6 protein-coding genes and 1 pseudogene are annotated in these 11,419 nt (G+C 76.7%); 2 read left to right on the plus strand and 5 right to left on the minus strand.

Features of this window, described 5'->3' with window-relative positions; translation table 11 throughout:
* Positions 1–383: 383 nt before the first annotated feature.
* Positions 384–1,703: pseudogene (locus ACFV04_RS41680) on the minus strand (SpoIIE family protein phosphatase); the annotation flags it as partial.
* A 170-nt stretch (positions 1,704–1,873) separates the two neighbouring features.
* Positions 1,874–3,277: an NAD(P)/FAD-dependent oxidoreductase gene (locus ACFV04_RS41685; protein ID WP_380536327.1), complete on the minus strand. Its 1,404-nt coding sequence runs from the start codon at positions 3,275–3,277 to the stop codon at positions 1,874–1,876.
* A gap of 521 nt (positions 3,278–3,798) precedes the next feature.
* Here ACFV04_RS41685 and ACFV04_RS41690 point away from each other — a divergent pair.
* Positions 3,799–4,689 (plus strand): TetR/AcrR family transcriptional regulator, encoded by an 891-nt coding sequence (locus tag ACFV04_RS41690; RefSeq protein ID WP_380341873.1) that lies wholly within the window; start codon positions 3,799–3,801, stop codon positions 4,687–4,689.
* A gap of 336 nt (positions 4,690–5,025) precedes the next feature.
* A complete protein-coding gene (locus tag ACFV04_RS41695) occupies positions 5,026–7,395 on the plus strand; it encodes a sigma-70 family RNA polymerase sigma factor (protein ID WP_380536321.1) in 2,370 nt (789 codons plus the stop codon).
* Positions 7,396–7,431: 36 nt separating this feature from the next.
* Here the strand turns inward: ACFV04_RS41695 and ACFV04_RS41700 are convergent, their stop codons facing one another.
* From ACFV04_RS41700 to ACFV04_RS41710, 3 genes are all read right to left on the minus strand, one after another.
* Positions 7,432–8,136, minus strand: coding sequence for a DsbA family oxidoreductase (locus ACFV04_RS41700; protein ID WP_380341867.1), 705 nt, complete (start codon positions 8,134–8,136; stop codon positions 7,432–7,434).
* Between the two features lie 96 nt (positions 8,137–8,232).
* Positions 8,233–8,727 (minus strand): universal stress protein, encoded by a 495-nt coding sequence (locus ACFV04_RS41705; RefSeq protein WP_380536323.1) that lies wholly within the window; start codon positions 8,725–8,727, stop codon positions 8,233–8,235.
* A 143-nt stretch (positions 8,728–8,870) separates the two neighbouring features.
* Entirely contained in the window at positions 8,871–11,039 is a 2,169-nt protein-coding gene (locus tag ACFV04_RS41710) for an asparagine synthase-related protein (protein WP_380536325.1), read from the minus strand.
* Positions 11,040–11,419 lie beyond the last annotated feature (380 nt).

Here is an 11,419-nt window from a genome sequence, read left to right on the forward strand (position 1 = left end):
AAGGAACGGACGCTTCCTTCGGACTGCCTTCCAGCAGGCCCTCCGGGCTTCGTTCTTTCGTGTTTCCAGCTTATCAGATGTTTTCCGCTCCGTTTCCGGGGCTTAGTTCATCCAACTCGCCGGTGTCTTCCGGGGCTTGACGCCCTGTCCGACGTTTCAAACTCTAGCCGATCCGTACTCCGAAAAGCGAATCCGCCGCAATCCGATAAAACGAGCACGCCAAACAGGAACCGAGCCGCGACGCAGAAATGCGAACGCAACCCAGCCCGAACCTGGGAAGTGGTGTTTCAGAGGATTGGCTGCCTCGGGACCGTCCGCGCTGGTGCGTGTCCGGTGCTCCCTGCCAGGCAGCTCGAAGAACACTAGACCTCTGGGGTGACCGAGTCAAGCGCCGCAAGTGGATTTTCGGCTACCGCATCCGCCGGCAGGTGGAAGGCCAGGACCGCGACGTCGTCGTCGTGTTCCGAGGTCACCCCCATGGCCCTCAGCAGCCGCGCGCAGATCACGTCCGGGGCGCCGATCGCACCGGTCAGGGTCCGGGCGAGGAGGTCCAGGCCCTGGTCGATGTCCTCGTCGCGGCGTTCGACGAGGCCGTCCGTATAGAGGACGCCGGTGGTGCCGGGGAGCAGGCGGAGGGTGTGGGACACGTGCAGGCCGTCGCCGGTGCCGAGCGGGGGGCCGTTCTGTTCCTCGCTGCGCAGGATGGTGCCGTCGGGGCAGCGCAGCAGCATCGGGAGGTGGCCGGCCGAGGCGTAGGAGAGGGTGCGGCGCCGCGGGTCCCAGACGGCGTAGGTGCAGGTGGCGATCTGGTTGGCGTCGATCTCCATGGCGAGGCCGTCGAGCAGGCGCATCACTTCGTGCGGGGGCAGGTCGAGCCTGGCGTAGGCGCGGACGGCGGTGCGCAGCTGGCCCATGACGGCGGCGGCCCGCAGGCCGCGGCCCATCACGTCGCCGATGACGAGTGCCGTCCGTCCGCCGTCGATGGCGATGACGTCGTACCAGTCGCCGCCGACGGCGGCCTCGGCGCCGCCGGGCTGGTAGGTGGCGGCGACCCGCAGGTCCGCGGGCTGGTCGAGCTTCTGCGGGAGCAGGCTGCGCTGGAGGGTGACGGCGGCCTCGCGCTGGCGGCGTTCGGCTTCGCGGAGCCGGGCGGCGGCGAGGACCTGGTCGGTGACCTCGGCGGCGAAGATCAGGACGCCGGTGGGCGGGCCCTCGACGGGGGCGTCGCCGGTCTCGCCGGGGCCGAGCGGGACGCAGGAGACGTTGTAGTAGCGGTTGCCGGTGAGGCCGAGGATGCAGCGGGCCTTGACGCTGCGCGGGCGGCCGCCGCGGATGACCTGGTCCATGAGGGGCAGGACGCCCATGGTGCCGAGTTCCGGGAGGGCCTCGCCCGCGGGCAGGCCGGTGGGGCGTTCGCCGAAGAGTTCGCGGTAGGCGCGGTTGGCGTAGCCGAGCTGGTGGAGCGGGCCGTAGGTGACGGCGACCGGGGCGGGGATGCGGTTGAGGACCTCGCGCAGGTTCTGGGGTTTGTGCGGGTCGAGGAGTTCGGCGGCGGCGGTGGTGGTGGGGCTGGTCGGGTCACGGGGGCTGGGCACCACGACGCCGTCGGCGCAGGGCACGCCCTCGTCGGTGCCGGCCCCGGCGGACGGGGTGGCACGCCAGGGGACTCCGGTGAGCCGCGCGCTCCAGCGCATGAGGTTCAAACGACGGCCGCTTCCTCGTTTTCCAGGCATATCATCACTTTTTGTGTACGCGGCGGCACACGGGGTAATGACCAGGTCGGGCTGATCCTGTCAGGCGGAGGCCCGATTCCGGAAGTCGCGCGCCCGGCGTGGCCGTCCGATCGACATCCGACCCGGGCCGGCGGGGACCGTCAGCGGGGCGCATCCGGTCCGGTGTCGGACGGCCGGCCTAACGTCGGGCCGAACCCACCTTCGAAGGCCGAACGCGGGTTCTCCATCGCGCCCAGCGAGACCGCCTCCCGGGAGAACACTCCGCCCAGCACCCAGTCCACCAGCACCCGCACCCGGCGCTCGGCACTCGGCAGCCGCCGCAGGTGCCGCGCCCGGTGCAGCCACCAGGCCCGCCGGCCGGTGAGCTTGCCGCCCCGCCGGGTGTGCGCGACGGCCCGGCCCGGACCGAGCGAGGTCGAGCAGGCGGCGGGGCCGGGCTCGTACGCGGCCAGTCCCGGCGCGTGCGGACCGCCGTCCAGGGCCACCGCGATGTTGCGGGCGAGCAGCTCGGCCTCGGCGAAGGCGTGCTGGGCGTTGGGCGCGCAGGGGGCGCCGTCCGCACGGGGATCCGGCACGGCCGCGCAGTCGCCGGCCGCCCAGACGCCGGGCAGGGCGCGACCGTCCGGTCCGACCGCCTGCAGGGTGGCGAGGCAGCGGACCCGGCCGAGGGTGTCCAGCGGCAGGTCGGTGTCGCGCAGCAGCGGGGACGGCCGGACGCCCGCCGTCCAGACCAGGGTGCGGGCGCCGAAGCGGCTGCCGTCGGAGAGCGCGACGACCCGGTCGACCGCGGACTCCAGGGTGGTGCGCAGGCGGATGTCCACGCCGCGTTCGCGCAGTTCGCCGAGGGTGTGCTCGGCGAGCTCGGGTGCCTCCTCGGCGAGGATCCGGTCGGTCGCCTCGACCAGGACCCAGCGCAGGTCCTCCGCACGGACGTTGTGGTAGCCGCGCACGGCGGCGCGGACCATGTCCTCCAGCTCCGCGAGCGCGCCGACGCCCGCGTAGCCGGCGCCGACGAAGACGAAGGTGAGCGCGGCCTGGCGCAGCGCGGGGTCGCGGGTGGCGGAGGCGAGGTCGAGCTGTTCCAGGACGTGGTTGCGCAGGCCCACCGCCTCGCCGACGGTGGAGAAGCCGAGGCCGTACTCGGCGAGGCCCGGCACCGGCGCCGTCCGGGAGACCGAGCCGGGGGCCACCACCAGGACGTCGTAGGGCAGTTCGATCGGCGCGGGGGGTTCGCCGGGGCCCGCGGCGTCGGCCAGGGCGCGGCGGGCGGCGTGTTCGATCCGGGTGATCCGGGCGGTGATCACCCGACAGTCCGGCAGGACCCTCCGCAGCGGGACGACCACGTGTCTCGGGTCGATCGAGCCGGCCGCGACCTCGGCCAGCAGCGGGTGGTAGGTGAAGTAGGCCTGGGGCTCGACGACGGTGATCTCCACCTCGCCGCGCCGCAGCCGCTCCCGCAGGCCGCGCTGGAGGTGGAGTGCGGTGGCCGTACCGGCGCAGCCTCCGCCGGCGATCAGGATCCTGATGGTGCACCTCCTGCCGATGTGACGTCTCGTCCCGGCCCCTCGGCCGGGGGTGTCCCCCCATCACGCCCCCCTATGAAGGACCGGCAGGGGTGGTCTTGTCCACAGTCCGTACGGGGCGGGTTGCGACGCGAGTGGCCGCCGTGGCCAGTTGTGCTTCCTGGGCGACTTTCTGACGCACTTTCGGCCGCGAAGAGCCGTGAACTATGGTCGGATTGTGTACCGGGGCGGCCGCCGCCATGACAATCGGCGGCGACGCACCGTGGAGCGGCCACTACGGCCAGTTCCAGCGTTGGCGTGAGAACCCGACTGGGGCACAGTCATCCGGGGAAGGTTAGTTCCCGGACAGGGCCCCGGACGGTGCCGACGCGCCGAGCCGGACGTGGACCCGGCACGGCGGCACGAACCGTGGTCACCGGAACGGGACGGGCGGCACGAGCGATGGGTCATCGGGTCATTTCTGACGGGCTGAGCTGCACCGGGGGGTGCGGGGGCGGGCGACGACAGGGTCCGGATTCGGACGCCTGCGGGGGAGAGTTGGGATGATGGATCAGGAGCAGGTGTTGGGGCGGACGGGCGCACCGCAGGCCGGGCCGGGCGTGGTGCCCGAGCAGCGCGGCCCGGTGGACCTCCCGGCGCAGACCGGGACGGTGCAGGTCGGCGTGGTCCAGGCCGCCGTCCCGTACCGGAGCGAGCCCGCACAGGCCACCGTGCCGGTGCCCGGGGCCCGGCTGCGGGTGGACGCCCGGCGGAACCTGGAGAGCGTGCTGCGGGCGGCCCGCGAGGTGTTCGGCGAGTTCGGCTACGGCGCGCCGATGGAGGAGGTCGCGCGTCGGGCCGGCGTCGGGGTCGGCACGGTCTACCGGCGGTTCCCGAGCAAGGAGGTGCTGGTCCAGCGGATCGCGGCCGAGGAGGTGGCGTGGCTGACCGCGCAGGCCCGCGAGTCGCTGTACGGCGGCGACGGCGCCTGGGACGCGCTGGCCGGCTACCTGGCCCGGGCCGTGAGCAGCGGCGCCGGACGGCTGCTGCCGCCGGAGGCGTTCCGGTACGCGGAGGAGCTGGGCCGGGTGCCCGGGCAGCGGGCCCCGGAAGCGCCCGCGGCGGTCCGCTTCGACCTGCGCGGCGAGGAGGCCCGCTCCGGCGGGACGGCCGAGCCGTCGGCCGCCGACGCCGATCCCCGGCTGCTGCTCCAGCTGCTGGCCGCGCTGGTGGCGCGGGCCGGTGCGGCGGGCGAACTGCGGCCGGGCGTCACGGTGTCGGACGTGGTGCTGGTGCTGACCGCCTCGGTGCCCGTGCACGCGGCCCGGCCGTCGGTCTCGACCCCGGCGCCGGTCGGGTTCTCGCCGGTCTCTCCGCAGACGGACGGTCAGGCGCTCGCCGGTCCCTCGGACCGGCTGCTGCAGATACTGCTGGACGGTCTGCGGGCGCGCTGACGCCCGGTGCCGGGTGCGCTCGCCGCGCCCGGCGGGTGCGGGAGTTGGAGGATCACCGGCGCGCGGGACAGGAGCGCGCGCCGGGTGCGGGCGTCGCACGACCCGGCGCCGCACGCTGGGCGAACACACCCGCGACGGCCCACGGAAGAGTGGGGAACGGCCGGTCCGGCTACCGCCGGTCCCTGCGCTATGCCATCCTTTGCCCGTGGTTGGAGCCAATGTCCGAATGCGCGCCCTTCGCGCGCCGTCGGCGCCGTACGACGGGGAACCTTGCGCCTACGCACTCCCGCGCGCCCTGCCACACTACGGGGGCTGTCGTGGAATCTGGGGTCCGTTGTGAGCGCCGAGGAACAGAACGACTACGGGTACGGGCTCGACTTCGGAGGCCTCCCCGGTAGTACCGCCGAAGGGTCCGCCGCGGGCCCCGGCGGGGTCGGCGGTCCGGGTGGCGTCGGCGGGCACGGCGTCGGCGGGCACAGCGTCGGCGGCGGACGCGGCGGCGGTCCGGCCCAAGTGCCGGGCGGCACACCGGGTTCGGCCGCCGGACACGTCCCCGACCAGGCCGGGATGCCCAGCCGCGAATCGCTCTCCGCCTCCGCCGCCGCGCTGCCCTCCGGCCGGGTGCCCGGCCAGGCCCCCGCGGGCCGGGGCGGCGTCGCCCCCGAGGCGTTCGTCGGCGAGCCGTTCGGCGGCGGCCGGCGGCCCGCGCGCCCGACCGTGCCCGCCCCCGCCGACCCCGTGGACGGCGAGCGCCCTCCCTCGGACGCCGAGTTGACCGCCCGGGTGCGGGCCGGCGACGACACCGCGTACGAAGAGATCTACCGCCGGCACGCCGAGTCCGTCCGCCGCTACGCCCGCACCTGCTGCCGGGACAACTTCACCGCCGAGGACCTCGCGGGCGAGGTCTTCGCCCGGACCCTGCAGGCGCTGCGGTCGGGCAAGGGACCGGAGTTCGCCGTCCGTGCGTACCTGCTGACCGCCGTGCGCAACGTCGCGGCCGCCTGGCACCGCAGCGAGCGGCGCGAGCAACTCGTCGACGACTTCGCCGTCTTCGCGCAGACCTCGGCCGCCGTCGTCGACCTCGACCTGGCCGACCCGGGCGCCGACGCCTGGGCGATGGCGATGGCCGACCAGCGGATGGTCATGCAGGCCTACGCCGAACTGCCCGAGGACGACCGGGTGGTGCTCTGGCACACCGAGGTCGAGCGGGAATCCCCCAAGACCGTCGCCGTGATGCTCGGCAAGACCGCCAACGCCACCGCCGTCCAGGCCCACCGGGCCCGCGACCGGCTCGCCGCCGCGTTCCTCCAGGCGCACGTCTCCGGCAGCCAGGACCGGGCGTGCGAGGCCTACGCCAACCGGCTCGGGGCGTACGCCCGCGGCTCGCTGCGCAAGCGGGCCTCGGCGGAGGTCGGGCGGCACCTCAAGGAGTGCGACCGCTGCACGGCGGCCTGCCTGGAACTGACCGAGATCAACACCGGCCTGCGTGCGCTGCTGCCCGGCGGCGTGCTCGTCTGGATCGGCCTCGGCGGCTTCGGTGCCGCCGCGGCCGCGGTCGGCGGTGTCGCCGCGGTCGGCGGTGCGGCGGCCGGGACCGCGGCGGCGACCGCCGGGTCCTCCGGCGCGGCGGCCGGCTCCACTGCGGCCGGTACCGCAGCCGGCGCGGGTACGGCTGGGTCCGGGGCCGGTGCGGGCGCCGGTGCGGCCGGTGCCGGTACGGCCTCCGGCGCCGGTGGCGGCGCCGCCGTGGCCGGCGAAGGCCTGGGCGCCGCCGCCAAGGCCGGGATCGCCGCCGCCGTCGCGGTGGCCGCGGCCGCCGTCGCCGCGTACGCGCTGACCGGCTCGTCCGAGCCGCAGACCCCGGCCGCCGCTCCCCCGGCCGCCGGCGCCCCGGCCGTCCCGTCCCCGGTACGGCCGGCACCTCCGGCACCCGTCCCCGCGTCGCCCCCGCCGCCCGCGCCCGGCACTCCGGGTCCGGCGCCGGAACAGCCCGCGCCGGCCCCGGAACAGCCCGCGCCGAGCCCCAGTGCGAAGCCGACCGCCAAGCCCACGCAGGCCCCGCCCGCCCCCCGGGCCTCGAAGCCCGCCACCCCGGCACCCAGCAGCCCCCCGGCCCCCGGGCAGACCCCGACTCCCCCGGTCGTGCCCCTGCCGACCCTGCCGCCGGTTCCCACGCCCGAGGTGCCCGTCGTCCCGACGCCCACCCTGCCGCCGGTGCCGACGCCGACCGCCACCCCGCCCTCACCCCCCGCGCCCACCGACTTCTGGGCGGACGTGCTGCCCGTGGTCAAGCCCGGCGGGAACCGGGTGCCGCCGTCCGGACCGAGCATCCGGCAGAAGGGCAGCGACGGCTTCTGGCAGCGCGTCGGCGGCTGGATCAGCGGCGACTACCACCGGCACGCCCTCACCGTGCACGCCCAGGCGACGACCCTGATCGACCTCAACCGCAGCTGCACGTCCTTCGACGCGGTGGCCGGGGTGGACGACGCGACGCTCTCCCCGGGCGGGGTGGTCTTCTCCGTCCAGGGCGGCGACGGCCGCACCCTGTGGCGGTCCGGGACGCTCGCCGCCGGTGACGGGGCGGTGCCGGTGCACGTGCCGCTGGCCGGGCAGAACTCGATCCGGCTGGTGGTCACCCCGGCGCACGGGGTCTGGTCGGCGCTGAACCTCGCGGACTGGGCCGAGGCCCGCTTCAGGTGCTCCTGAGGCGGGCCCCGGGGCGGTGACCGGCGTGGAGCGCGGTCAGACGGCGCAGACGCCGTCCGCGCAGCCCTCCCCGGCCGGGGCGACCTGCACCGGGGCCGGCCGGCGCTCGCCGATCTCGGCGGCGACCTGGTCCAGCACCTTGCGGAAGGTCCCGGCGTCCTGGCCGCCCTGGACCGCCCACTTGCCCTCGAACACGAAGGTCGGCACGGCACTGATGCCGAGCTCCCGGCCCTCGGCCAGCTGGGCCTCGACCTCGGCGGTGCCCTCGTCGCCCGCCAGGTAGGCGGTCACCCGGTCCCGGTCCAGACCGGCCGCCACGGCGACGTCGGCCAGGGCGGCGCGGTCGCCGACGTCGACGCCGTCGGTGAAGTGCGCCTTGAGCAGCGCCTCCTTCAGCCGCCCCTGGACCGCCGCGCCGTACTCGGCCTCGGCGAGGTGCAGCAGGCGGTGGCCCAGGAGGGTGTTGGCGTGCAGTGCGGCGTCGAAGTCGTACGTGATGCCCTCGGCCAGGCCCAGCTCGGCCACCCGGGCGTCCATCGCCACGGACTGCGGGCCGTAGCGGTCGGCCAGCCAGGCGCGGTGCGGGCTCGCCGTCGCGGGGGCGTCCGGGACCAGCTGGTACGGGCGGTAGACGACCTCGACCTGCTCCCGGCCCGGGAAGTCCGCGAGGGCCTGCTCGAAGCGGCGCTTGCCGATGTAGCACCAGGGGCAGGCGATGTCGGACCAGATCTCGACCTTCATGCGGGGGTCTCCAGGGGGCGTCTTGTCAGAAGTGGACGAGATGGGTGAACGATGAACCATCTCGGTACATTCCCGACAACTCCCTGACCTGCCGGTTCACCCCGCGGGCGGCGCCGGGACCACCAGGACCGGGCACGCCGCGTGGTGCACCAGCGCAGAACTCACCGAGCCCAGCAGCAGCCGGGCGAAGCCCCCGTTGCCCCGGGTTCCGACCACCAGCGTGTGCTGCCGGGTCGCCGCCTCCAGCAGCACCTCGATGACGTTGCCCAGCACCACGTGCAGCGACATCTGCCCCTCGAACGGGGCGGGGCGCTGCCGCTGCACGGCGGTCACCGAGCGGCGCAGCCCGTCCGCCGTGCTCTCGACCAGCGTCTCCACGCTCTCCCGCACCAGCTCCGCCATGCCCGGCGGGTAACCGGCCGGCGCCGGGTTCACCACGGCCAGCACGTACAGCGGCAGGCCGAACAGCTCGGCCTCCGTCATCGCCCGGTCCAGCGCCCACAGCGACCCGTCCGACCCGTCGCACGCCGCCAGCACCCCCGCCGGCCGCCCCGTCGGCGGCCGCCCGAGCACCGATAGCACCACGGGCACGTCCCGCCCCGCGCTCCCACCGGCCACCGCACACCCTCCTCGCCCGGGATCCACAACCCCGCCATCATGGCCCGCCCCGCCGACGCCGCGGCCGCCACCGCGCCGAGAGGAGGCGACGGGCGCCCGGGGGCGCGTCCCGGCCGTCAGGGACCGAGCGCCGGGGGCTCGGGGTGCGGGAGCCCGGTCCAGCAGGCGCCGTGGCGGCGGGCGCGGACGCGGCGGAGCCAGAGCTCGGTGGAGACGAGGTCGGCGAGGCCCGCGAGGGCGGCCGGGGAGAGGGGATCGGCGGAGCGGGCGAGACCGGCCCGGACGGCGGGGAGGTCGATGAGGCCGGCTTCGGCGAGGAGGGGGGCGTCGAAGAGTTCGGCGAGGCCGTCGGCGGCGAGGCGCAGGCCGGCGCGGGCGGGGGCGGTGCGGTCGGGTCGGGGGCCGCGGCCCCAGTCCGGGGGCAGGTCGGTACGGCCGGCACCGGTGAGGACGGCGCGCAGCAGGGCGTGCCGGGCGCCGGGCTGGAGGCGGACGTCGTCGGGGAGCAGCCGGGCGGCGCGGACGACCTGGTTGTCGAGGAAGGGTGCGTGCAGCCGTTGGCCGGGCTGTTCGGCGGCGTGGACGAGCGTGCGGAAGGAGCGCGCCTGACGGTAGAGGGCGTGCCGGGCTCGGTGCGCGCCGGGGTGTTCGTCGGGCGCCGGTTTGCGCGCCGCCACCCGGAGTCGCAGGGCCACCGAGGAGAGTGCCTCGTCGGAGAGCCAGCGGGCCGCCGGTCCGGGCACGCACCAGGCGAGGTCGACGGCCGAACGGCTCCCGGCCGTCCCGCCGCCGTCCGGGACGTGGCGGGCGGTCAGTCTGGCGGCGGCCTCGTCCAGCGCCTCCGCGTAGCGGACCCGGGAGAGCCGGTGGGCGGCCAGGACCACGGTGAGCGGGGTGCGCAGCGCACCGGTCAGGACGCCCGCGGCGGCCCGGTCGGCCCCGGCCAACGCGGCGACCGGGGACAGCAGTTCACGCGGGCGGCCGGCCCGGATGAGGTCGGCGAGGCGGGCCGGGTGGCCGTCGAGGACCTGGCGGGCGCCGTAGCCGGTGAGGTGGTCGGTGCCGCCGGCGTCGAAGCGGGCCTCGGCCCGCGCGGCGGCGACGAGTTCGGGCCCGGGTTCGTCGGTGAGCCGGCCGGCCTGCGGGTCGGTGCGCAGTCCGGCGTACGGGAGGGTGCCGGGGTCGGGGTCGAGCACGGTGTGCCGCAGTCGCGGGGTGTCGGGGGCGAGGACGAGGGTGGCCGGGGGCTCGGTCTCGCCGAGCGTGACGGCGGCCAGCTGTTCGGGGGCGGCGGGGGCCCGGGGCGCGGCGCGGGCCCAAGAGCCCTTGACCGCGCCGTTCCTGGCCCAGGTGGCCGCTGCGGCCTCCGCGGCCCCCGGCGCGGCGTCGGCCCCCGCCGTCCTGCGGGCCGGGACGGTCGCCGCGGGCACCGGTGGCAGCGGGACGGCGGCGGCGAGCAGGGCGACGGTGGCGGAGGCCGTGCCGTACGAGAGGTCGACGCCGAGCCGGGCCCGGCCGGCGGGGTCGGGGACCGGTGCGGTGGTGCGGACCCGCGAGCGGACGGACTCCAGCAGGGCGCGGGTGAGTTCGCGGACGGCGGGCGCCTCGTCGCGGGGCTGCTCGGCGGAGGCCGGACCGTCGTAGGCGGACAGGTACGGACGGCCGCCGCGGATCCCGAGCACGTGGCCGGGCGGCACCTGCTGGACGCCCAGGTACGGGGTGCCGGTGCCGAGCGCCTCGGGGGACTCGGGGCAGGCGAGGCGGGCGGCGAGGTGGCCGGTGTCCAGCGCGGCGCCGACCAGGTCGGCCAGCGGCAGGGCGGCGGTGGCGTAGGCGGTGCCGTTGCCCCAGGGGGTGTGGAACACGGGCCGGGCGCCGGCGAGGTCGGTGAGCAGCAGGGTGGAGCGGGTGCCGGAGCGCAGCACGACGGTGTAGCTGCCGGGCCAGGCGGTCAGGTGGCGGACGGCGCCGCCGCGGGCGGCGGCGAGACCGGCGGCGAGTTCGGCGTCGGTGGCGCCGCAGTGGCCGAGGACGGCGAGCCGGGTGGTGGCGGGGGTGTCCTCGACCGGGTCGGGAGCGGTGGGCCCGGTGCGGACCACCGCGGGCGCGCCGGGGCGGAGGGTGGCCAGGCGGATCTCCTCGGGGCGCCAGTCGCCGACGGCCCAGAGCGGGTCGGGGCCGCCCCACAGGGGGCGCGCGGCGATCGGTGCGACCGCGCCGAACCCCTCGTGCACGGGTGCACCCGCCCGGGCCGCGCCCGTGCACCAGCCCGTCAGCCACCGCATCGTGCCTCCACCGGACGAGGACCTGCATCCGCGCGGCGCGTCCGCCGCCGGGCGGGCGGCCGGGTGGGGTGTGCCGTGGCGGCCCGCGCGCGTCCGGACGTGCCCCGCGAGCCCGACGCGTCGTCAGGGACATCGTGCCACCGCTCGGCGTCACCGTGGCCGGTGTTGCGGGTTCCGGTTCGGGGTGACCGGCCCGGGGCGGGGCGCGACGGTGCCCGGCGGTGGGTGCGACGGTGTCCGGCGGGCGGCCGGCGGTGGGCGGGGCGGTGTCCGGCGGGCGGCCGGCGGTGGGCGCGACGGTGTCCGGCGGGCGGCCGGCGGTGGGCGGGGCGGTGTCCGGCGGGCGGCCGGCGGTGGGCGGGGCGGTGTCCGGCGGGCGG

The organism is Kitasatospora sp. NPDC059599, from assembly GCF_042735125.1.
In the GTDB taxonomy this organism is placed as follows: domain Bacteria; phylum Actinomycetota; class Actinomycetes; order Streptomycetales; family Streptomycetaceae; genus Kitasatospora.